This is a genomic window from Sphingobium sp. DC-2 (assembly GCF_000722555.1).
In the GTDB taxonomy this organism is placed as follows: domain Bacteria; phylum Pseudomonadota; class Alphaproteobacteria; order Sphingomonadales; family Sphingomonadaceae; genus Sphingobium; species Sphingobium quisquiliarum.
On sequence record NZ_JNAC01000150.1, the window covers coordinates 14,076 to 36,286 of the forward strand.

Sequence of the window (22,211 nt, forward strand, 5' to 3'; positions counted from 1 at the left end):
TCCCACTACGTCGGCGGTACGCTCCGAGCGGGATACAGCCCGGCGATGGCGGACCACAATCCGCTGTCGCGGTCGCGCAACAGATTATGGATTGCAGTCGCAGCGATTGCCGCTTGCCCGGCTGCGACGCTGATCTGATCGAGCCCTTCTACTACGTCGCCGACTGCGTACACGCCATCAACCGAGGTTTGTTGGTGGGCATCGGTCAGCACGCACCCTAATTTGCTGAGCTTCGCGCCCAGCAAAGTGGCAAGCCGCGTCCGAGGCGACGAGCCGAGCGCAGGGTAAAGCGTGTCGAATTGCAGCTCCAGGCCATTGGCCAACCGCACCTCGACACAGTCGCCAAGACGCAGCTGCTCGACAGGCGAGGGGGCGACATCGATGCCCTGCTGGTTCAGCTTGGCAAGTTCGGTCGGCCCGAGATCGAGCGAGCGCTCAGCCAGAAGCGTGACCTTGGCCCCATAAGCCCTCAGGAATTCAGCTTCTTCAGCGCCATGACCACTGCCGCCGAGCACCGCCACGTTCATCCGCCGGGCCTCATAACCATCGCAGATCGGACAATAGCGGAGAAGCCCACGCGCCACGCCGATGTCATGCATCGCATCGGGCATCTCGGGACGCCGGTTGAGGACACCGGTCGCGAGGACAACGGTCCGCGCGCGCAAGATGTTCAGTTCGCAGGTTGCCGAGAAGTGGTCGCCTAAGGCGACAATTGCGTCGATCTCACCGCTCTGGACCGTACCGCCATATTCGCGCAGCTGAGCCTGCAATCGCGCAAGAAACGCGACGCCGGAAATGCCTCCGGGAAATCCTGGCAGGTTGCGCGAGTGCGGGATGGAGGCGACGCGCCCTGCCGCCGCGTCATAGACGACGCAGCTCCTGAGAAACCGCGACAGATAGATCGCGGTCATGAGGCCCGCTGGACCGCCGCCCACAATCAGACAGTCGATGACCTCCTCGGGGTCGCCCGTCCAGCCTTGATCGGTCAATCGCAACCTCATCATTACCCCGCGCATGCGCCCGTCCAGGCCCGCGGCCACAGTTCGTCTCGAGAGGAGACGCGGTGAAAAGCGCCCCATGCTCCCTTCTGAATACGCGCCGCCACCGCCGGCCCCTCATCGAGAGCGGTGCGTCGGCACGAAAAAGATCGTGAGGGGTGACCCGCCCGGCTGCGTAATACAGGTGAACCCAATCGAAATGGAGATTACCCTGATGCGTCGCTTGTTCATCACGACTGCCGCCGCGGCCTTATTCTTCGCAGGCGGCGTGGCGAACGCGCACCCGAAGCTGGTGTCCTCCAGCCCCGCCGCCAACGCGGCCGTCGCGACCCCCGAGAAGATCAGCCTTCAGTTCAGCGAGAAACTCGTGCCGGCTTTCTCCAAGGCCGACCTTACCATGGCAGCGATGCCGGGCATGGCGGCCATGAAAATGCCCAGCAGCGCCGCAGTCGGCGCCGATGGCCGGACGCTCACCATCACCCCGAAGCAGCGCCTCCCGCGTGGGCGCTACAGCGTCGGCTGGCAGGTCGTCTCTAGCGATACACACAAAATCACCGGCAGCTACAACTTCACGGTGAAGTGAGCGAATGCTCGACTGGCCGACCGTCGCCATCCGCTTGGCGTTATACCTGGTCCTGGCGGCGCTGTTCGGCCTGTCGGCCTTCAGCCTCTATGGTCTTCGTCTTGGCGAGCGCGATGATGCCATCGCGCTGCGGCCTTGGCTCACGGCAAGCGCAGCGCTCGGGTTGCTGCTCTCAGCCGTTGGCCTGATCCTTATGGCCTCGGCGATGGCCGGTTCTGCATTCTGGCCGATCGACCAGGCAGCGGTGGCCGCGCTGCTCGGGGGGCCACCGGTTGGCACCGCCTGGAAGGTGCGTATGGTGGCGCTGGTCATCGCCGTCGGTGCAGCCCTGCTGGCGCGAGGCAGAGCATCGTGGCTGGCTATCGCCATGATTGCCGCCGCCGCGGCATTGGCGACACTCGCGTGGAACGGGCACGGCGCCATGGACGAGGGAAGCACCGGATGGCTTCACCTCGGTGCGGACATCCTCCATCTCCTTGCCGCCGGTTTGTGGGTCGGGGCGCTGTTCGGATTGCTTCTCCTGATGGCGCGCCGCGCCGAGGAGATCGATGCTGCGCACCTTCGGCTGACCCATCGCGCCCTGCACGGGTTTGGCTCCGTTGGTACGCTCGTTGTTGTTACCCTGGTGGTAACTGGTTTGATCAATAGTTGGCTGCTCGTCGGGCCAGCCAATTTCGCGGCCTTGGGGACGACGCTCTACGGCCTGCTGCTGCTCGCCAAGCTGGTTTTGTTCGCAGCGATGCTGGGGCTCGCTTCGCTCAATCGGTTCCGCCTCACGCCGGCCTTCGAGCGCTCGATTGCCATGAACGACCATGGCGGGGCGCTTACGGCGCTGCGGGTCAGCCTTGCGGTCGAGACAGCCTGCGTGATCGGCATCCTGGCGCTCGTGGCATGGCTAGGCACCCTCGCGCCACCCGCGTCGGGCATGTAAGCGCTATGGACCAACCGTCCACGCAAGCGCCGCTCAGGCCTTCCACCTTCTTTTACCCACTTACGCGGCTTAACCCTCGCCTCCCAAGACACCCCCCGCTTGGACTGAGCTTACGTTTCCGACGCCCTAAGTCGCCCACAGGCGCTTGCGGGAAGGCCGCGTCGCGCTGCAAAGCTGGGCGTGCGAGAGGGTTGGTCCGGGTGGGCCTGTCAGTGTTTTCAGAGATGAATGAACAAGGGTGGCAAAGTCATGACCGATGGCAAACGCAGTGAAGCCGGCAGCGGCCAGGGTGGCGAAGTCGTCCTCATCACGGGTGCGAGCGGTTTTATCGCCGCAGCGCTGATTGCCCAGCTCGGCGAGCGCTACACGGTCGTCGGCCTTGATCGCGCCGGCCCTCCCGACCCACCGCCGCCCGCGGCGGCGATCGACATAGACCTCGGGTCAGACGAAGCGGTCCGAGTTGCGCTTGACGAGGTGCGCGCACGGTACGGCAACCGCATCGCCTCGGTGATCCACCTCGCCGCCTATTATGATATCACGGGTGACCCCAATCCGCTCTACGACAAGGTCACCGTGCAGGGCACCCGCCGGCTGATTGACGGGCTGCAATCGTTCGAAGTCGGACAATTCGTCTTCGCCAGCACGATGCTCGTTCATAAGCCGACCCCCACACCCGACGAGCGCATCAACGAGGACTCGCCGATCGGCGCGTCCTGGGCCTATCCGCAGTCCAAGGTCGACGCCGAGACATTGCTGCATGAGCGCCACGGAAACATCCCCGTCGTTTATATGCGCGCCGCCGGAGTTTACGACGACGACGGACGCTCGGCTTTTCTCGCGCAGCAGATATCGCAGATTTACGAGCACCGCCTGATTTCGCATTTTTATCCCGGCATGCTGTGTGCGGCGCAGTCATCGGTGCACCGCGACGACTTGGCTGACGCCGTGCTGCGTCTGGTCGATCGGCGGCACGAACTGCCGTCAGAACTGCCGCTGCTCATCGGCGAGCCCGACGCACCCGGCTATGCCGAGATCCAGGACATCGTCGGCGAGGCGCTCCACGGCGAGGGCTGGAAGACGATCCGGATTCCGCAGCCGCTCGCGAAAGCCGGGATCATCCTGCAGAACGAAGCGCTCGGCAGCGACGACTTCATCCAGCCCTGGATGATCGACAGCAGCAACGACCACTATATCCTCGATATTTCACGCGCCCGCTTGCTGCTCGGTTGGGAACCGAAGCATCGCCTCCGGGACACGCTGCCGACGATCGTCGCCGCGCTGAAGCGCCACCCGCGGGCCTGGTATCGGAACAACAAGCTTAACGAGAATCTGGTTGCCTGGCACGATAAGCTAAAGGCCGAACCTGTAGCGCCGGGCCAACAACCCGCAGCGGCAGGCGGTGGAATGGCCGACATGGATCACGGGGCTGCGGACCATAGCAGCATGGACCATGCTGCCATGGGGCACCGACCTGGCGCGGCGGACATGGCGATGACCGGTCACGGTGCACACGGCGATCACATGGCCATAATGGACCGCGACGAGCGCCGTGCGCGCTGGGCTCTTTACGCAAACATCGGTCTTGGGCTGTGGCTCGCCTCCAGCCCGCTTATCTACGACTCCGTGACCACTCACAGTGTCGGCGAGGCGGCGCGCTTCGTAACTATTGATCGCGGGCTGCCGTCGATCGAGTGGCGGGCGAACGCGCTGGCCATCAGCGATGTCGTCAGCGGCCTCGCCATCGTGCTGTTCGGCGCGCTGTCGCTCGTTCCGCGCACCAAGACATGGGCGCAGTGGGCGGTCGCGTTCGTCGGCATCTGGCTGTTCTTCGCCCCGCTGATCTTCTGGAGCCCGAGCGCCGCTCAGTACAACAACAACCTGCTCATCGGCTCGGCCGTGATCGCCCTGTCGGTGCTCGTGCCGATGATGCCGGGCATGAGCATGGCGGGCATGATGGACCCCAAGAACATCCCGCCCGGCTGGACCTATTCGCCATCCACCGACGCACAGCGGCTGCCGATCGTCGCCATGGGTCTGATCGGCCTTCTCACCTCGCGCATCCTCACCGCCTACCAACTGGGGCATATTGACGGCGTTTGGGAGCCGTTTTTCGCCGGCTCCCTGAGCGATCCACGCAACGGCACCGAGGAGATCATCACCTCGGACATGTCCAAGGCCTGGCCGATTCCCGATGGTGGGCTCGGCACGGTCAGCTATGTCCTCGAGATCCTGATGGCGGTAATGGGCACCCGCGACCGCTGGCGGACCATGCCGTGGATGGTGACCTTCTTCGGCATCCTTGTCATCCCGCTCGGCGTCATCAGCATCTATTTCATCATCAGTCAGCCCATCGTCATCGGCACATGGAGCACGCTGGCGCTGATCGCCGCGCTCGCCATGCTGATCATGATCCCCTTCGCGCTCGACGAGGTGATTGCGATGGGTCAGTTCCTTCTCTGGGCGCGCCGGCAAGGCAAACCGCTGATCCGCACCTTCTTCCAGGGTGACGCGATAGAGGCGGGAGCGGTGGACGCGTCGGACGCGATGGCCTCGCCAAGCACCTTCTGGGCGGACGCAAAGAAGGGACTGACCCTGCCATGGACGCTGACTGCGAGCATCGTCATCGGCGTCCTGCTGATGCTGACCCGAATACTGTTCGGCACGGAAGGCGGTATGGCGAACAGCGATCACGTTGTGGGTGCGCTGGTCATCACGGTCGCGATCATCGCCACCGCAGAAGTTGCCCGCGCGCTGCGGCTGATCAACGTCGCGTTCGGAGCCTGGCTTGTGGCCGCGCCTTTCCTCCTCGACGGCGTTGGTCACCTTGGGGCCGTGGCCTCGGTCGTAGCCGGCATTGCGCTCGTCGGCCTCAGCTTTCCAAGGGGAAAGCGCAGCGCCGAGCATTATGCAAGCTGGGACAAGTACGTGATCTGAAAGTATCTTCAATCACTGCTTAGCCTCATCGAAAACCTTGATCGTGCATCGCACACCGTCACGCGCCTTCGCTGCCGCTTTTCTACCCCCCCGATCGTCTCCGGGTTCGCGGTCACGATCTTGTCGCCGGAGACGATCGCCCGCCAGCTCTCCGGCGGCGATGTTCATCATCCTGCCATTGGTGGTCGCGCACGCTGCCCAATACTGCTAATGAGAGTTGTTCGCATAGTCCGCGACGAGTGAAGCTTGGAATCGATCACCCATATGCCGTCACCTCTGGTCGCGCTGGTCGCGTCGCTTATGCTGCTGTTGATCCCCGCTGCGGCGATGGCCGATACCCGCGATGTTCAAACTGCTTGGCGTCTGCTCGACTATATGGCGGTCGATTATGGCGGTGCGGTCGCCAACGGCGCGGTCATAAGCGCGTCCGAATACGCGGAGATGACGGAGTTCGCCGCTGGGGTGTCGACGCGCCTCCGCGCACTTCCCGCGACGCCTGAGCGGCAATCTCTAATCCAAAGCGCTTCGCAGCTCGAAGCCGTGATCGGCCGCAAGGGATCGTCCCGAGAGGTCGCGACACTCGCGCATGGCCTCGCCGCCGATCTGCTCAAGGCCTATCCGGTGCCGCTCGCTCCCGCCAAGGCACCCGACCCCGCCATGGGAACAAGGCTATACGTCCAAAGCTGCTCGTCCTGCCACGGCCTCACCGGCGACGGACATGGGCCTGACGCTGCCAGACTCGACCCGCCGCCGATCGCGTTCACCGACGCCGAACGGGCGCGCCAGCGCAGCGTGTTCGCGCTCTATCAGGTGATAAGCCAAGGCATCGACGGAACCGCGATGCAGAGCTTCGTCGATCTGTCTAGCGATCAGCGCTGGGCGCTCGCGTTCCGCTCCGGCAGCTTCGCCTCCACCGACGCACAAGCGGTCGAGGGTGAGCGGCTGTGGAAGTCGGACGCGAGCTTGCGGGCACGAATTCCCGACCTGAAAACCCTGGTCGCGCTCACCCCCGCCGCGCTTGCGGGCAGCATCGGGCAGGTGAAAGCCGACGCGGTGCTCGCCTATCTGCGTCGCCACCCCGATCAGGTGATGCAACAAGCCCCAAGCCCGCTCGCCGTGGCGCGCGCCAAGCTTGCGCAAAGCCTCGCCGCGTTCCAGCGCGGCGACCGGCGCGCTGCAAAGGAACTGGCGCTGTCCGCCTACCTCGACGGGTTCGAGCCGATCGAACCGACGCTCTCGGCGCGCGACCCGAACCTCATGTCCCGGATCGAAGGCGCGATGGGAGAATATCGCGCCGCTGTGGAGAGCAGCACGTCAGCCGATGACGTGACCGAACGAGTGGCAGTGCTGGGCGGCCTGTTCGATGATGCCGAGGCCGCGCTCGCGCCCGACGCCGCGACGCAGGCGTCCACCTTCTTGGGAGCCTTCACGATCCTGCTGCGCGAAGGGCTGGAAGCTCTCTTGATCGTGGTGGCCATGATTGCGTTCCTCCGCAAAGCGGAGCGGCCGGAAGCCATGCGCTATGTGCATGGTGGCTGGGTCGGCGCGCTCGTCGCCGGCGGGATTACCTGGGCGGTTGCCACCTATGCGATCGGTATAAGCGGCGCGAGCCGGGAACTGACGGAAGGGTTCGGCTCGCTGTTCGCGGCCGTGGTCCTGCTCTCGGTCGGAATCTGGATGCACGGCAAGGCACAAGCTGATCAATGGCAACGCTATATCCGCGAGAAAATGTCACGGGCGCTATCGGGCGGGTCGGGATGGTTCCTGTTCGGGCTCGCATTCCTGGTTGTCTATCGGGAGGTATTCGAGACGATCCTTTTCTACGCCGCGCTCTCGACACAGGGGAACACCGCGATGCTGCTGGCCGGGGCCGGCGCAGCGATCAGCCTTCTCGCCGTCATCGCCTGGGCAATGCTCCGCTACAGCCGGACGCTGCCGATTACGCAGTTCTTCCGCTACAGCTCATGGCTGATGGCCGCTCTGACGGTCGTGCTGGCCGGTAAGGGAGTCGCTGCTCTCCAAGAGGCGGGGATCATCGACATAGCGCCGCTCGCCAGCGTGCCACGTATCTCGATGTTGGGCCTGTTCCCGACATTTCAGTCGGTGCTGGCACAACTCCTGATGCTTGCCGCGATCATGATCGGGTTCGCCTGGAACCGCCGCGCCGCTAGCCTAGCGGCAGGGCAGGTGACGCCCCTCTCTAAAGCGTTGCTGCCAACCCTGACCGTGCATCGCACCGTCTCACGCGCCTTGGCTCGCAATGTAACGGGAGGGCGGCGGGGAAAGCGCCGCCCTCGGGCCATTTACGCGGCCATCTTGTCGCAAGCGTCGGCGCACTTGCGACACGCGGCGACGCAATCCTCCATGCCGTCCAGCCCTTCGCAGCTCGACGCGCACGCCCGGCAAATCTCGGCGCACTCGCGGCAGATATGCCGGTGGTGCTCGGACTTGCGCGCCATGAAGTCGATCGCGACACTGCAAATCTGAGCACAGTCCAGCATCAGCTTCATGTGCTGCGGCTCGGCGTGTCGCCCGCCCGCCTCCAGGCAGTGATTCATCGCCATGTGAAGGCAGGTGATGTGGCATTCATGGCAGGCGTCCATGCACGCCTTCATCTCGGGATCGATCTGATGCATTGTCTTTCCTTCCATATGCGCCCCCCTCCCCTTGTATATACGCGGTTCTTGGCGCTTTCCCTCGCCGCGGTTTGGACTTCACCGTCCTTACGGCTCGGACCATCGTCCAAGGTCAACCCTTTTCTTGCGCACAACGGAGAGTAACATGTTGAACTCCGACCGCAAGATCGTCCAGGATAGGGTAATCTGGCCGATCTCCGCCCGCGCAGCGACGCGCCAGATCTTCGAGCGACTTGCGCATCGCTCGGAGCTCGTGCTCCTTGCGCTCCATCTCCGCGGCTCGTGCAAGCGCGAGGGCCTTGACCTCACCACTCGCCCGATCGCCGTCCTGCCACAGCGCAACGAGCTGGCCGATCTCCGAAATTGGGAAGCCGAGATCGCGCGCGCGTCGGATGAAACGCAGCATGTGCACCTCGCGTTCGTCATAGTCGCGGTAGCCGGAATCACGCCGCGTGGCCTTGGGGATGAGGCCGATCGCCTCATAATGGCGGATCATCCGCTGGCTGACGCCCGAAGCTTTGGCAGCTTGTCCTATATTCACGTATTGTCTCCTCAAGCCGCTGTCGGACGCCAACGGCGAAGCGTCAGCGCATTGGCAGCGACGCTGACACTCGACAGCGCCATCGCCGCGCCGGCGATCACCGGGCTTAGATACCCGAACGCTGCCAGCGGGATGCCGACCAGGTTGTAGATGAACGCCCAGAACAGCCCCTGGCGGATCTTGGAATATGTCCGTTTGGAGATGTCGATCGCGTCCGCGACCAGGCGCGGATCGCCCCGCATCAGCGTGATGCCCGCTGCGTGCATCGCAACGTCTGTTCCGGTTGACATGGCGATGCCGACATCTGCTGCAGCGAGGGCAGGGGCGTCGTTGACGCCGTCCCCGACCATCGCGACCGTGCGGTCCCCGCCCCGCAATGCCGCTACCGCATCCGACTTTCCTTCCGGCAGGACATTGGCGACGAAATCGTCGATGCCGAGCTTGGCCGCCGCTGCGCGGGCGCTTCCCGCATTGTCTCCGGTCAGCATCACGCTGCGTATGCCGCGGCCATGCAGCGCCGCCACGGCGGCCGCGGCGGAAGCCTTCACCTCGTCGCCGAACGCCAGCAGGCCGAGGAGGCGGCGTTCGGGCGCGCGCTCCGCAACCCAGGAGACCGTCCGTCCCTCGGCTTCCAGCCTGGCCGCCTCGGTGGCCAGCGGCGTCAGTGCGATAGCTTCGTCCTCCATCAAGCGCGTGCTGCCGAGGATCAGGTCGCGGCCGTTGACGTCTGCAGCAACCCCGCGGCCGGGCAGGCCGCGCATCCCGCTGGCGCGGGCGGGTTCGACGCCTTCCGAGCTGGCCCACGCCATGACGGCCCGTGCGAGCGGATGCTCGCTTCCGGCCTGAAGCGCCGCGGCGAGCGCGATGAGATCGGTGCGCTCGACCCCGGCGGCGGGCAGTCCGGCCAGCAGCGAGGGCTTGCCTTCGGTCAGCGTGCCGGTCTTGTCGAACGCAACGACATTGATGCGGTGCGCGGTCTCCAGCGCCTCGGCATCCTTGATGAGCACGCCGGCCCGCGCGGCAACGCCCGTACCGGCCATGATCGCGGTCGGAGTGGCTAGGCCGAGCGCGCACGGGCAGGCGATGACGAGCACCGCGACCGCGTTCAGGATCGCGACTTCCACTCCGGCGCCGGCGATCAGCCATCCGGCGAGGGTAAGCGCGGCTATGACGAGGACGATTGGCACGAACACGGCGCTGACCTTGTCGACGAGCCGCTGGATCGGAGCCTTGGCGCCCTGCGCGCTTTCGACAAGGCGCACGATGCGAGCGAGGGTGGTCTCAGCCCCCACCGCCGTCGTCTCGACCAGGATGAGGCCGTCCGCGTTGATCGATCCGCCGGTCACTGGGTCTCCAGCGGCCTTGGCGACCGGAAGGCTCTCTCCGGTGAGCATGGATTCATCGACATGGGTTGCTCCCTCGATCAGTCGTCCATCGACGGGGATGCGCTCGCCGGGCCGGACGCGGACGCGGTCACCCGAGCGCACCTCCGCCAGGGCAATCTCTCGTTCGCTGCCGTCGGTGCCGACAACGCGAGCCTGGTCGGGCCGCAGCGCCATCAGCGCGTGGATCGCCTCTCCGGTCTGACGCTTGGCGCGGCCTTCGAGCCATTTGCCGAGCAGGATAAGGGTGATGACGACGGCCGAAGCCTCGAAGTAATAATGCGCATCCATGCCGTGCATCGGCGCGAACAGCAGCTGGTAGAGGCTGAGCCCGTAGGCGGCCGATGTGCCGATCGCGACCAACAGGTCCATGTTGCCGGTTCGGGCGCGCGCGGCCTTCCAACCCGCGCGATAGAAGCGCGCGCCCAGCCAGAACTGCACGGGCGTCGCGAGCAGCAGCTGGATCCAGCCCGGCACCGCCACCTCGATACCGAACGGGGCCAGCAGCATCGGAACGACCAGCGGCAGCGACAGCGCCGCGGCGATCAGCACGTGGCGGAGCTCTCTTGTTGCGGCTGCGTCGCGGCGGGCGTCCTCGGCGCTTCGTTCCGCCTCCGCCGATCCGGTGCGCGCGAATGCGGTGTAACCAGCGCTTTCGACGGCCTCGACCAAGACATAAGTGGGGACGCCACCCACCGTTTCGATCCGCGCCGTCTCGGCTGCCAGGTTGACACTCGCGGAGCGGACGCCGGGCACTTTCAGCAGCGCCTTCTCGACCCGGCCGACACATGAGGCGCAGGTCATGCCCGTGATCGTCAACTCGGTCGTTTGCGTCAACGGGGTGTAGCCCGCCGCAAGAACCGCATCGGCTACGGCAGCGACATCGGATCGTCCATCGACGAACTCGACGTTCGCGCGCTCCGTCGCGAGATTGACCGAGACGCCGGCGACGCCCGGCACCCCGGCGATGGCGCGCTCCACCCGCCCGACACACGTCGCGCAGGTCATGCCATCGATGGCCAGCGACAGCCTGTCTTCGCTTCTCGCCTGTGTCTGCATTGGCAGCTGCGCCGGGGCGCTCATGGTCGTCTCCACTACTGAGTCGATGGCCTTATGGTCCCTCACATTGTGTCAAGGTCAACAGCTAAATTCACCTCTTGACCCTGACACAGTGTCAAGCCCCATATTTGTTTCATCCACCTTATGGGAGAACGAAGATGATCGACTTCAAAGTTCAGGGAATGACCTGCGGAGGCTGTGCGCGCGGTGTGACCAACGCGCTTCAGCGCGTCGATGCCAATGCCGTCGTCAACATCGATTTGGCGAGAAAGACCGTTTCGGTAAACTCGACGGCCGATGTACAGCAGCTCAAGCAGGCCATCGAGAAAGCCGGCTTCGCGGTGACGCAATAAAGCCCCATTTTGCCTAAGGGATTTGCGGGGCGGGCGCGTAAAACAATTGTGCGGTGATCCGCACGCGCCCGCCTCGCGATCATAAGTACAGGGGGACTGTATGCGTTCCGCAGCACAATGAATGAGGGTGGCAGATTGATGACCGACGGTGAGCGCAGTGGGTCAGGGAGCGACAAGGACGCCCTCGAAGTCGTCCTCATCACAGGTGCGAGCGGCTTTACAGCCGCCGCGCTAGTTGCCCAGCCGAGGGAACGCTACACGGTTGTCGGCCTGGATCGTGTCGGTCCTCCAGACCCGCGGCCGCCCGCGTCGGCAATCGGCTATGACATCACGGGCAACCCCAATCCGCTCTACGACAAGGCCACCGTGCACGACACCCGCCGGCTGATTGACGGGCTCCGGTCGTTCGACGTCGAGCAATTCGTCTTCGCCAGCACAATGCTGGTTCATAAGCCTGCCGCCACTCCGGAAGAGCGCATCAGCGAGGAGTCGCCAATCGGTGCGTCCTAGGCGTATCCACAGTCGAAAGTTGTTGCCGAAGCACTGCTGCACGCGAGGCGCGGTAAGATTCCCGTCGTCTTCCTCCCCGCCGCCGGAGTTTACGACGGCGACGGGCGCTCGGCGTTACTCGCGCAGCAGATATCCCAGATCTACGAGCATCGCGTGATCTCGCACTTTTATCACGGGATGCTGCGTGCGGCATCGGCGCACCGCGACGACTTGGCCGATGCCGTGCTTCGCCTGGTCGATCGGCGGCACGACCTTTCGGCCGAGCTGCCGCTGCTCATCGGCGCGCCCGGCTATGCCGAGATCCAGGACATCGTGGGCGAGGCGCTCGACGGCGAGGTCCGGAAGACTATCCGGATTCCGTAGCCGCTCGCGAAGGCCGGGATCATCCTGCAGAACGAAGCGCTCGGCAGCGACGACTTCATCCAGCCCTGGATGATCGACAGCAGCAACGACCACTATATCCTCGATATCTCCCGCGCGCGTTCGCTGCTCGGATGGTAGCCGAAACACAGTCTCCGCGACACGCTGCCCGCGATCGTCACCGCTCGCTTTCACACTCACTGCCGCTACTGGATCGGCCAGCGTGGATGCAGCTCGTCGATCACGAACGCGTGGCGGGCGCGACCGCCCGGATGCCCTTCGAGAAGATGGGGATGATCGAGTGGCAGATCGTCATGCCTGTGTGCTACCACTTCGGCGTCTTCACTGGGCCAGATGCGGAACGCAATCACCGTGCCGATTAGCGCCAGCACAGCGGCCGCAGCGAACGCGGCGCCCATGCCGCCGAATGCGCCGATCTGACCTGCCAGTGGATAGGCAATTAGCCAGCACACATGGCTAAGCGCGAATTGCGCTGCAAACAGGGCGGGCCGATCCTGCCCGCCCGAAGAGCGGCGTAGCAGCCGGCCACCAGGCGTAATGCTGGCCGAATAGGCAATGCCAAGTGCTAACCAGCCCACGAGGATCACGCCCCAATAATGGGGGGCGGCGTGGTCCTGCCAAGACAAGGCGAGCGCCGCCAGCGTGACCGTCATAGCCGAAGCGGCCGACAGCATCACTGTCCGATCGGAGAGCCGTTCAAGCAAACGCGGCAGCAACAGCGCCGCCAGCATCGAGCCGCCACCGAAAGCGGCGAGCGTGATCGCCATCGCGCTCTGTCCACGCCCAAGGGCCGACTGTACCAGCACTGGCGTATTAACAATCACCATCGCACTGGCCGCGGCGGCTGCAAGAGTCACGGCGAGCAGGCCACGAAGCCGAGGCGTTTTGAGGTAAAGCCGGGCGCCGCGCGTGGTATTATAATAGATGCCGCCCGTCGGCCGGCTGGCAGCGGCCCGCGGAAGCACGGTCGTCAACACAAGAAGGGCCGAACAGGCAAAACCGATTGCAGTGCCTGAGAACAGCCAGTGGAAGCTCATAACCGTAAGCAGCGCGGCAGCGAGCATCGGGCTTGTCAGGCTTTCCATGTCATAGGCGAGGCGAGAGAGGGACAGCGCCTTAGTATAGTCCTGTTCCTCGGGCAGCACGTCAGGGATGGTCGCCTGGAAGGTCGGCGTGAACCCTGCCGAAGCCGATTGCAGCACGAAGATCAGTACGTAGATTTGCCACACCTGATCGATGAAGGGCAGCGCGAGCGCGACCAGGCAACGGATCAGGTCCATCGCGATGAGGAAACTACGGCGCGGCAATCGGTTTGCATAGGCGCCGACAATCGGGGCCACACCGATATAAGCGATCATCTTGATCGCCATCGCTGTGCCCAGCACGGCACCCGCGTCAGCACCAGCGATGTCATAGGCGAGCAGGCCCAACGCGACGGTAGCGAGGCCGGTGCCGATCAGCGCGATGATCTGGGCCAAGAACAGATGGCGATAGGTTCGGTTGGCCAATATTTTGAGCATGGCTACCTCGTTGGGCCCGTGAGACTGGTCTGCAGCCTCATGCGGTCAGATAACCATGCGCCACCATCAGCACTAGATAGCGTCCGGATTTGGCGATCGTGACCAGCAGGAGGAAGCGGGAAAGCGGCGTGCGCAAGACGCCGGCGATAAGCGTCAGGGGATCGCCGATGATGGGCAGCCATGAGAACAGCAGGGAAAGCGCGCCGAACCGGCGATAGCGCCTTTCCGCTTTCGCCATTGCGGTCTCCGAGACCGGGAACCAGCGGGCGCCGCGATGATGCGCGAGAAAGCGGCCAAGCGCCCAGTTGAGTGTTGAGCCCAGCACATTGCCCACCGACGCGGCCAGGAGCAGCGGGACCGGCTCGAACCTTCCGGAAGCCAGCATGGCGAGCAGCAGCAGTTCGGATTGTGCCGGCAGCAGGGTTGCAGCAACCAGCGCAGCCAGAAACAGGCCAGGATAACCCAGCGCGAGAAGATCGATGTCCGGCAGCTGAAAACTCTCCGGTAAAACGCATGACGCCGACGATCCCACCGCGCTGTTCATGAGGGCTCGCACGGCGGGATTCGATCGGACGAGATGCAGCGATGTCAGACAACCCGCTTGATCTCACTATAGGCGCCCTCGGTGCGTAGCATGATCGTCACCGGGGCACCCGAACGGTTGCGCCAGAACCAGCCGTGGCTGCCGTCGAATGCGGCGACGAGATCGCCTTGCTCGCCGGTCGACGCTCGGCCCTTGCCATAACCATGATAGGAGATGCCCGGAGCGTCCGCGTGGGTGTCGTAATTGACGTGGCCGCCCTCTACCGACCAGTTGAAGACGACACGGGCGCCCTTACTGGCCTTGAACTTGACCTCCGCGCCTTCGCCTGGCGCAAGTGTCAGGCGCGTCGTGTCGGTGCGCCCATCGGCTTCGCTCGCGAGGGGCACCTTCGGGGGCGCGGCTACCGGTTGCACGCTGCCGCCTGCAGCCTGCTCCACCTTTGCGAGGGCTGGCGCCTGCGCCGCCACTGCATCGGCGGCGGCGTTCTGTGCTGTTTCTTCAGCCAGCTGGACTTTGATTTCGCCCATCTGGGTAAGGCCCAGCGCGCGGCCGGCTCCGGTGGGATCGACACCATATTCCGAGGGCAGAATGACCGCGACGAGAAGGGCGCTGGCGGAGATGGCGGCAACGAGTGTCGCCCGGATCAATTGCCGATTGGTGGGCAGGTCGTCGAGATTGGGACGTTGGGCGTTGAACATGGTCGAAACCTCCTTGAAATCAGGCGACGGCAAAGCCGACGAGCTGGTAGCCGACCAGCACGAAGCCGGCGGCCATCAGGATGGTGTTGGCGGCGAAGGCGTGGCGCATGAAACTTGAGGTCCGGCGCCAGTAGCCCATCAGGATCAGGATGGCGCCGAGCGCGAGAAGTTGCCCGATCTCGACGCCGATATTGAAGGCGATCAGGTTGGCGAGCAGGCCGTCACTTGAAATCTCGAACTCAAGAATCTTTGTCGCCAGGCCGAACCCGTGGAAGAAGCCGAACACCAGCGTCGCGACCTTGGTATTGGGTTGGAAGCCGAACCAGCGCTGGAACGCGCCAAGATTGTCGAGCGCCTTATAGACAACCGACAGGCCGATGATTGCGTCGATGAGATAGGCGTTGGCGCTGATCCCCATCAGCACGCCGAACAGCATGGTCGTCGAATGGCCGATCGCGAACAGCGTCACGTAAAGACCGATGTCCTTCATCCGGTAGAGGAAGAAGATCACGCCGAACAGGAACAGCAGATGGTCGTAGCCCGTGACCATGTGCTTGGCGCCCAGATACACGAACGGGAGAAACAGGACGCCGCTGCTTTCCTGGATATAGCCCTTGTCGCCTTCCGCGACATTGTGGGCGAACGCCTCGACCCTGAGGCAGAAGGAAAAAGCAAGCAGCCCGAGGGCGATCATCAGCCTGCTTCGTGAGATATGCTGGGTAAGGGTTGCGTATAAGCTCATCGGAGAACTCCTTGGCCGGTCTCTCGCGCGCCGCCGGGCGCAGGCGGGAGCGGCAACGGTTCAGGCTTGCGCGAGGGACGTATCAGCGGATGGGCGTTCGTCTTCACGGCGCGCTTCGCGACCGTGGACGATGCGATAGAGTGCGGGCAGCACCAGCAGCGTCAGGAAGGTCGAGGAGATGATGCCGCCGATAACGACAGTAGCGAGCGGACGCTGTACCTCCGCGCCCGCGCCGACATTGAACGCCATCGGCACGAACCCCAGGCTCGCCACCAGCGCGGTCATTAGCACCGGCCTCAGCCTTGTGAGCGCGCCTTCGCGTATCGCGTCCTCAAGGCTGTTGCCCGTCTCCCGGAGCTGGCGGATGAAGCTCAGCATGACCACGCCGTTGAGCACCGCCACGCCCGAGAGGGCGATGAAGCCCACGCCCGCCGAGATGGAGAGCGGCATCCCGCGGATCAGCAGTGCCGCCACGCCGCCGGTCAGCGCCAATGGCACGCCCGAGAAGACGATTGCCGAATCCCTGGCGGATCGGAACAGCCCGTAGAGCAGGCCGAAGATCAGCAGCAGCGCGGCAGGCACGACCAAGCGCAACCGCTCGGCTGCCGAGATCAGTTGCTCGAAGGTGCCACCATAGCTGACCCAATAGCCGGAGGGGACTTCGACTTCCGCATCCACTTTTTGTTGAAGCTCCTCGACGAACGAGCCAAGGTCGCGCCCGCGCACATTGGCGGTCACGACGACGCGTCGCTTGCCGTCCTCGCGGCTGATCTGGTTGGGGCCGATGACGACCTCCACTTTCGCCACGTCGGCGAGCGGTACGAACCCAAGCGGGTCCGTGCCATTGCCGGCCAGCGGAATTCGCAACCGGCCGATCTCGTCGGCTCTGCTTCTGATGTCCTCGGGCAATCGCACGATCACCGGGAAGCGCCGGTCGCCCTCGAAGATCCGGCCGGCTTCGCGCCCGCCAATGGAGACAGCCACAACGTCCTGAATGTCGCCGATGTTGAGACCGAGCCGCGCCAGCGCGGCCCGGTCGGGCGTGATCTGCAAGACGGGCAGCCCCGTCACCTGCTCGACGCTCACATCCTGCGCGCCTTCGATGCCGCTCGCCACGCTCTCGACAGCCTGACCTATCTCTAGAAGCTGGTCGAGATCGTCGCCGAACACCTTGATCGCGACATCCGCCCGGACCCCGGACAAAAGCTCGTTGAATCGCATCTGTATGGGCTGGGTGAACTCATAGTTGTTGCCGGGAATCGTCGCGGCTGCCGTCTGCATCTCGCGAACCAGCTCGGCCCTGGGTTTCCGTGGGTCCGGCCAGTCCTTGCGATCCTTGAGCATGATGAACGTGTCGGCGACCGAAGGCGGCATCGGATCGGTCGCCACTTCGGCCGTGCCGATCTTCGAGACGATCCGCTCAACTTCCGGGAACTGCTTGAGCCGTGCTTCGAGCGTTGTCTGCATCCCGATAGCTTGCGTGAGGCTGGTGCCGGGAATGCGCAGCGCATGGAGCGCGATGTCGCCCTCATCCAGATTGGGGACGAACTCTGATCCCATGCGCGTTGCGGCAAAGCCCGCTATGGCGACCAGCACCACCGCGCCCGCGACGAACGCGACCCGCAGCCGCAAGGCGGTGTCGAGGGCGGGCGCATAGAGTTTGCGTGCCCAGCCCATCACGCGGCTTTCCTTCTCCTCGACCTTGCCCGTGACGAACAGCGCGACCGCCGCCGGCACGAAGGTGAGCGAGAGAATGAGGGCGAAGGTCAGCGCCATGACAACGGTGATCGCCATCGGGTGGAACATCTTCCCCTCGACGCCGGTCAGCGCGAAGATCGGCACATAGACCAGCGCGATGATGAGCATGCCGAACAGCGACGGGCGGATGACTTCAGATGTCGCGGAGGCGGTTAGAGCAAAGCGTTCTTCACGGTCGAGCAATCGTCCCTGGCGGTGCTGCGCCTCGCCGAATCGGCGCAGGCAATTCTCGACGATGATGACGGCGCCGTCGACGATCAGGCCGAAGTCGAGTGCGCCAAGGCTCATCAGGTTGCCCGACACACCCGCGCGCACCATGCCGGTGATGGTCATAAGCATGGTGACTGGGATCACCGCCGCCGTGATGAGTGCCGCACGGATATTACCGAGCAGCAAGAACAGGACCACGATCACGAGCAGCGCACCTTCCGCGAGGTTCTTCTCGACCGTCCAGATCGCCCGCTCGACGAGATCGGTGCGGTCGTAGATCGGCACTGCCTTCACGCCCGCTGGCAGGGCCTTTGCAGCTTCTTCCAGTCGCTCGGCTGCTGCCCGCGCGACGATCCGGCTATTCTCACCCGCGAGCATGAACACGGTGCCGAGCACCACTTCCTGCCCGTTTTCAGTCGCGGCGCCGGTGCGCAGCTCCTCACCCATGCCGACATCGGCGACGTCGGCCACGCGGATCGGCACGCCGCCGCGATTGGTGACGATGATCGACTTGAGATCGTCGATACCCGACGCTTGGCCGGGCACGCGGACAAGATACTGCTCGCCATAGCGCTCGACATAACCGGCGCCGACATTGGCGTTGTTGCGGCCGAGTGCCTCGACGACATCATTGAGCGTGAGGCCATAGGCGGAAAGCCGGTCGGGCAGCGGGGCCACATGATATTGCCGCTCATAGCCGCCGATGCTGTTGACCTCGGTGACGCCCGACGTGTTTCTGAGTTGCGGCCGGATCACCCAGTCCTGCAAGGTCCGCAGGTCCTCGGGCGTATAGCGGCCGCCGTCGGGCTTGCGTGCGCCGGGGGCTGCCTCCAGCGTGTACATGAAGATCTCGCCGAGGCCCGTGGCGATCGGTCCCATCTCGGGTATGACGCCTTCGGGCAGCTGGTCGCGCGCGGTCTGGAGCCGTTCGTTGATGAGCTGGCGCGCGAAATAGATGCTGGTGCCGTCCTCGAACACCGCCGTCACCTGGGAGAGGCCATAGCGCGAGATCGAGCGGGTGTATTGAAGGCCCGGCAGGCCGGCGATCGCCGTCTCGACCGGGAAGGTCACGCGCTGTTCGGCTTCCAATGGCGAGAAGCCGGCCGCCTCGCTGTTGATCTGGACCTGAACGTTGGTGATGTCGGGTGTGGCGTCGATCGGCAGGCGCTGAAAGGCCCAGACGCCGATCGCGCAGAGCAGCGCAACCATGGTCAAAACGGCCCAGCGAAAGCGGATCGCGTTGGAGATGAAGCGTTCGAACAACGCCGAACGGACGGGCGTTTCGTTCTCAGTGGTCATGGCTGGCTCCCGACTTGTCGATGTCGGCACGGATCAGGAACGCGCCATCGGTCACATATTCGGTGCCGGGTTCAAGGCCGCCGAGCACTTCGGTCCATTCGGGCGTGCGGCGCCCGATCTCCAGCATTCGCACTTCGTAGGTGTTGCCAACCTTGGCATAGACCACCTCGAAGTCGCGAAACCGCTGAATCGCCTTGGTCCTCACCGCAAGCGGCACTTGCGCTTCGGCCACGGCAAAGGAACCCTCGACGCCCATGCCTCGCCGGAATTCGCGCGACGCACTCGGCGGTAGATGGACATGCGCCATCATCGTCTGGCTGGCGACGTCCGCGGTCGGCAGAACGGCTTCTACCGGGGCGTCGAGCTTCGCATCGCCGGAGAGACTGCGAACGTTGACCCGCTGGCCGACGCGTACGCGCTCGGCGTCGCGCGGATAGACGAAGAACTCGGCATGAAGCCGGGTCGGATCGGCGATCACGAACAGCGCCCTATCGCCGGTGGTATCGCCGACATTGGCGTTCTTCTCAATGATGGTGCCGCTGATAGGGGCCGACACGGCATAGGTCTGGAGCGAATGGCTGGATTCGACACGCAGCAACGCCTGTCCCCGGTTGACCCGATCGCCCAGCTTGCCACTCATCCAGACGATTTGGCCGGGAAGCCGGGCGCGCACATCGGCCTTGCCTTCGGGTGTGATTTCGATGCGGCCGCCCATGTCGATCAGCTCGGCCACCGTTGCGGGACCGGCGCGCTCGGAGCGCACCCCGCCGGCCTTGGCCGCCTGCGCGGAAATAGTGGTCCGGCCCTCGTAGGACGCGTAAGTCCAGCTGTGCGTGCGCCCGCCTTCGACGGCGCGCACCTTAACGTCGAAAGAGTGGGGCTCGATGACCACGCCGCCGCCGCGCAGATAGTCCTCTTGCGGCGTGAAGGCGAAGCGATCGACCTTACCGCCGAGGCGCGACAGCTCGATGGCAAGCTGGACGTCACCTGGCGCTATCGGCTTGCCGTTCCGGTAGGCATAGACGTGGAACTGGGGATCGACACCCTCCTCGAAAATCGTGATCTCGACCGCGAAATCCCCGTCGCGCAGCATTCGCCCGCGATGCGGCCCGCGCTCATAGTCATCGGCGGCAGCGGCCGCCTGGCTTTCGCCCGCCTCCTTGGTGGCAGGGGACTCGCCACAGCCGGCGAGCAGCGCAAATGCGAGCATCGAACCCGCAGACAATAGGAATCGTGTCATCAGCGGTTCTCCGCGCTGGAAAGGAGGGAGGCATGACGGCCGGTCAACCGATCGAGCCGGGCGCCGCGAAGATGGAAGCGGCGCAGCAGTTCGACCCGGCGGGATCGTGCATCAACGACAGCCTGCTGAGCCTGGTTGACTTCGAGGAAGGTGAACGCGGTGCCGCCACGCGCGAAGCCGTCGCGGACAAGCGTCACCGCGCGCGCCGCGCTTGGTAGCACTTCGCGTTCAATCCAGGCGATCTCGGTGGCAAGCGCCGCGCGTTCGGCAACAATCCTGTCGATTTCGCGCCCGAGCTGTGCCCGCGCAACGGCAAGTTCGGCTTCGGCCGCCTGTGCTTCCGCATTGGCGCGCGCGACATTGCCGCGGTTGGCGGTGCGGTTGCCGAGCGGGATCGAACCCCCGACTATGATCGCCACATCATTGCCCTGCCCGAAATGGCGTAGGCCCACCCGCGCGCTGGGGTCGCCGACGCTGCTTGCCTCCGCAAGGCGGATCTTTGCCCCGGCGGCGTCCCGCTCGGCGGTGAGCAAGGCGAGTTCGGGGCTATCATCCCCCGGGGGCCGGGATGGCTCCATAATAGTGAAAGGCTGGGTGTCGAGGTTGTAATCGCCGCCGGTGGCTCCCCAATAAGAGGCGAGCGTCGTGCGGGCGATACGGGCATTCTCGCGTGCTTGATCCAGTGCGATCCGAGCTTGCGCCACAGTGGTTCGCGCTCGTTCCGCCGCGAATAGAGGATCGAGAGCCCGACCTACCCTGCGGTCTACTTCACCTTCTACCTGCCGCGCCCCAGCAAGGCGCTGGGCGGCGATCGGGATAGCGGCTTCGGCTGCTAGCGCCTCAACCCATGCAGCCTGCACCTGGGCGAACAGATCAAGCATCCGCAGGCGATTGCGCTCGGCGGTGACGCCAAGTTCCGAGCGAGCAGCGCCAACACGCGCTTCACGCTTGCCGCCGCGCTCCCAAGTCCGTTCATACCAGGCGGTCGCCTGCGAACGCCCAAGAGCAGAATACGGGCCGGTGCCGGTGAAGTCCTCTACATCGACGCCCACGACATCTCGTGGCCGCACATCGGCCTGGGTAATCGCGGCATCGGCGGCTTGAATTCGCGCGGCATTGGCTGCCACGGCGGGATCGCCAGTGGCGACCCTGGAAAGGGCGTCGGATAGACTGAGGTCTTGCGCCACCCCGACGGACGGGTCGGATAGGGCAGCGATAGCCGCGCCTATCGCAAGCGCGCGCCGAAAGCGCACCGGCTGGTGCGCAAAGAATATTGAAAACATGACAATTCGGCCTCACGAACAGGCGTGGCTAAAGCCGCGCCTAATTCGACACGGCGGCTCTAGGTGCGATTTGCGATGGTCTTGGGGGGACGCTCAGGTCCGGGAATCAAAACGCCCGCCAATCGATCGTCGGCTACTGGTGATAGTGACGATGATGTTGGAAAAGCCCCTGCCTGGCCTTGCATCCCAAAGGCAGCAAGCGACGCCCCGGAATCACCATGATGGTGATGCCCAGTGCCGGGCTGATGATCAGGAGCATCTTCCTTGTCGTCCAGATCGGGCTTATGAGGCTCGTGTTGATGGTCGCTGGGTTCTGAAACGATTTTGCTGAACAGTAGATGGTTATGATCGCCCGATGCGTCTGATTGATGCTGCATGCGATCGATGACACTAGCCATGCTGGCGCTTGCGAAGACGAGCGTCAGCCCGATGCACAGCATCGAGAAAAATCTAAGAAATAATGGTCGTGACACCCTAATCACGAGCACGGAGCATAGATTGCCGGCATGATACCGCAAGTGTCATGCGCGGTGCTCTCAAAGTCGAGGCTGCGTGTCATTGATGACATTAACGACAGCATTGACGCAAGGCGTCGCCCTTATCCGGCAG

At 64.3% G+C, this 22,211-nt stretch carries 18 protein-coding genes; 6 read left to right on the forward strand and 12 right to left on the reverse strand.

Annotated features, from left to right (window positions below):
- Nucleotides 1–5: 5 nt before the first annotated feature.
- On the reverse strand, nt 6–989 hold the full coding sequence (locus ET21_RS0123275; protein WP_223308235.1) for an NAD(P)/FAD-dependent oxidoreductase: 984 nt from the start codon (nt 987–989) through the stop codon (nt 6–8).
- Nucleotides 990–1,212: 223 nt separating this feature from the next.
- On the opposite strand from ET21_RS0123275, the gene copC reads away from it, so the two are divergent.
- The 4 genes from copC to ET21_RS0123295 all read left to right on the forward strand — a co-directional run bounded on the left by copC (nt 1,213) and on the right by ET21_RS0123295 (nt 7,933).
- Nucleotides 1,213–1,581: a copper homeostasis periplasmic binding protein CopC gene (gene copC / locus ET21_RS0123280; RefSeq protein ID WP_030541571.1), complete on the forward strand. Its 369-nt coding sequence runs from the start codon at nt 1,213–1,215 to the stop codon at nt 1,579–1,581.
- 4 nt (nt 1,582–1,585) lie between these two features.
- Nucleotides 1,586–2,512: a copper homeostasis membrane protein CopD gene (gene copD, locus ET21_RS0123285; RefSeq protein WP_030541572.1), complete on the forward strand. Its 927-nt coding sequence runs from the start codon at nt 1,586–1,588 to the stop codon at nt 2,510–2,512.
- Nucleotides 2,513–2,761: 249 nt separating this feature from the next.
- Nucleotides 2,762–5,446: a vitamin K epoxide reductase family protein gene (locus ET21_RS0123290; RefSeq protein WP_037471820.1), complete on the forward strand. Its 2,685-nt coding sequence runs from the start codon at nt 2,762–2,764 to the stop codon at nt 5,444–5,446.
- Between the two features lie 264 nt (nt 5,447–5,710).
- Nucleotides 5,711–7,933, forward strand: a complete 2,223-nt coding sequence (locus tag ET21_RS0123295) for a cytochrome c/FTR1 family iron permease (RefSeq protein WP_237751660.1) — start codon at nt 5,711–5,713, stop codon at nt 7,931–7,933.
- A gap of 261 nt (nt 7,934–8,194) precedes the next feature.
- Here the strand turns inward: ET21_RS0123295 and cueR are convergent, their stop codons facing one another.
- Nucleotides 8,195–8,623 (reverse strand): Cu(I)-responsive transcriptional regulator, encoded by a 429-nt coding sequence (cueR, locus tag ET21_RS26245; protein WP_081856853.1) that lies wholly within the window; start codon nt 8,621–8,623, stop codon nt 8,195–8,197.
- A gap of 11 nt (nt 8,624–8,634) precedes the next feature.
- Entirely contained in the window at nt 8,635–11,088 is a 2,454-nt protein-coding gene (locus tag ET21_RS0123305; protein ID WP_272945239.1) for a heavy metal translocating P-type ATPase, read from the reverse strand.
- 134 nt (nt 11,089–11,222) lie between these two features.
- Between ET21_RS0123305 and ET21_RS0123310 the strand changes: the two genes are divergently transcribed.
- Complete coding sequence (locus ET21_RS0123310; RefSeq protein ID WP_030541577.1) at nt 11,223–11,417, forward strand: heavy-metal-associated domain-containing protein; 195 nt, start codon at nt 11,223–11,225, stop codon at nt 11,415–11,417.
- A 138-nt stretch (nt 11,418–11,555) separates the two neighbouring features.
- The gene (locus tag ET21_RS28680) at nt 11,556–11,927 is read left to right on the forward strand and encodes a hypothetical protein (RefSeq protein ID WP_030541578.1); all 372 of its coding nucleotides are present in this window, start codon (nt 11,556–11,558) and stop codon (nt 11,925–11,927) included.
- 114 nt (nt 11,928–12,041) lie between these two features.
- Here the strand turns inward: ET21_RS28680 and ET21_RS28685 are convergent, their stop codons facing one another.
- From ET21_RS28685 to ET21_RS27950, 9 genes are all read right to left on the reverse strand, one after another.
- Nucleotides 12,042–12,383: a hypothetical protein gene (locus ET21_RS28685; protein ID WP_030541579.1), complete on the reverse strand. Its 342-nt coding sequence runs from the start codon at nt 12,381–12,383 to the stop codon at nt 12,042–12,044.
- A 110-nt stretch (nt 12,384–12,493) separates the two neighbouring features.
- Nucleotides 12,494–13,828, reverse strand: a complete 1,335-nt coding sequence (locus tag ET21_RS0123325) for an MFS transporter (RefSeq protein ID WP_030541580.1) — start codon at nt 13,826–13,828, stop codon at nt 12,494–12,496.
- 37 nt (nt 13,829–13,865) lie between these two features.
- A complete protein-coding gene (locus ET21_RS0123330) occupies nt 13,866–14,372 on the reverse strand; it encodes a YqaA family protein (protein WP_081856854.1) in 507 nt (168 codons plus the stop codon).
- 44 nt (nt 14,373–14,416) lie between these two features.
- The gene (locus ET21_RS0123335; RefSeq protein ID WP_030541582.1) at nt 14,417–15,070 is read right to left on the reverse strand and encodes a hypothetical protein; all 654 of its coding nucleotides are present in this window, start codon (nt 15,068–15,070) and stop codon (nt 14,417–14,419) included.
- A 19-nt stretch (nt 15,071–15,089) separates the two neighbouring features.
- A complete protein-coding gene (locus tag ET21_RS0123340) occupies nt 15,090–15,764 on the reverse strand; it encodes a HupE/UreJ family protein (protein WP_226018252.1) in 675 nt (224 codons plus the stop codon).
- Nucleotides 15,765–15,872: 108 nt separating this feature from the next.
- Nucleotides 15,873–19,079: an efflux RND transporter permease subunit gene (locus tag ET21_RS0123345; protein WP_030541584.1), complete on the reverse strand. Its 3,207-nt coding sequence runs from the start codon at nt 19,077–19,079 to the stop codon at nt 15,873–15,875.
- Nucleotides 19,069–20,319, reverse strand: coding sequence for an efflux RND transporter periplasmic adaptor subunit (locus ET21_RS0123350; RefSeq protein ID WP_030541585.1), 1,251 nt, complete (start codon nt 20,317–20,319; stop codon nt 19,069–19,071). Before ET21_RS0123350 ends, ET21_RS0123345 begins: the two co-directional genes overlap by 11 nt.
- Nucleotides 20,319–21,602, reverse strand: a complete 1,284-nt coding sequence (locus ET21_RS0123355; protein ID WP_030541586.1) for a TolC family protein — start codon at nt 21,600–21,602, stop codon at nt 20,319–20,321. Before ET21_RS0123355 ends, ET21_RS0123350 begins: the two co-directional genes overlap by 1 nt.
- Nucleotides 21,603–21,661: 59 nt before the next feature.
- On the reverse strand, nt 21,662–22,000 hold the full coding sequence (locus ET21_RS27950) for a hypothetical protein (RefSeq protein WP_156029342.1): 339 nt from the start codon (nt 21,998–22,000) through the stop codon (nt 21,662–21,664).
- Nucleotides 22,001–22,211: the final 211 nt, after the last annotated feature.

Coding starts and splice junctions, on each gene's coding strand:
- copC (WP_030541571.1), top strand. CDS start 1,213: ATGCGTCGCTTGTTCATCACGACTGCCGCCGCGGCCTTATTCTTCGCA.
- copD (WP_030541572.1), top strand. CDS start 1,586: ATGCTCGACTGGCCGACCGTCGCCATCCGCTTGGCGTTATACCTGGTC.
- ET21_RS0123290 (WP_037471820.1), top strand. CDS start 2,762: ATGACCGATGGCAAACGCAGTGAAGCCGGCAGCGGCCAGGGTGGCGAA.
- ET21_RS0123295 (WP_237751660.1), top strand. CDS start 5,711: ATGCCGTCACCTCTGGTCGCGCTGGTCGCGTCGCTTATGCTGCTGTTG.
- ET21_RS0123305 (WP_272945239.1), bottom strand. CDS start 11,088: ATGAGCGCCCCGGCGCAGCTGCCAATGCAGACACAGGCGAGAAGCGAA.
- ET21_RS0123310 (WP_030541577.1), top strand. CDS start 11,223: ATGATCGACTTCAAAGTTCAGGGAATGACCTGCGGAGGCTGTGCGCGC.
- ET21_RS28680 (WP_030541578.1), top strand. CDS start 11,556: ATGACCGACGGTGAGCGCAGTGGGTCAGGGAGCGACAAGGACGCCCTC.
- ET21_RS0123325 (WP_030541580.1), bottom strand. CDS start 13,828: ATGCTCAAAATATTGGCCAACCGAACCTATCGCCATCTGTTCTTGGCC.
- ET21_RS0123330 (WP_081856854.1), bottom strand. CDS start 14,372: ATGAACAGCGCGGTGGGATCGTCGGCGTCATGCGTTTTACCGGAGAGT.
- ET21_RS0123335 (WP_030541582.1), bottom strand. CDS start 15,070: ATGTTCAACGCCCAACGTCCCAATCTCGACGACCTGCCCACCAATCGG.
- ET21_RS0123340 (WP_226018252.1), bottom strand. CDS start 15,764: ATGATCGCCCTCGGGCTGCTTGCTTTTTCCTTCTGCCTCAGGGTCGAG.
- ET21_RS0123345 (WP_030541584.1), bottom strand. CDS start 19,079: ATGACCACTGAGAACGAAACGCCCGTCCGTTCGGCGTTGTTCGAACGC.
- ET21_RS0123350 (WP_030541585.1), bottom strand. CDS start 20,319: ATGACACGATTCCTATTGTCTGCGGGTTCGATGCTCGCATTTGCGCTG.
- ET21_RS0123355 (WP_030541586.1), bottom strand. CDS start 21,602: ATGTTTTCAATATTCTTTGCGCACCAGCCGGTGCGCTTTCGGCGCGCG.
- ET21_RS27950 (WP_156029342.1), bottom strand. CDS start 22,000: ATGGCTAGTGTCATCGATCGCATGCAGCATCAATCAGACGCATCGGGC.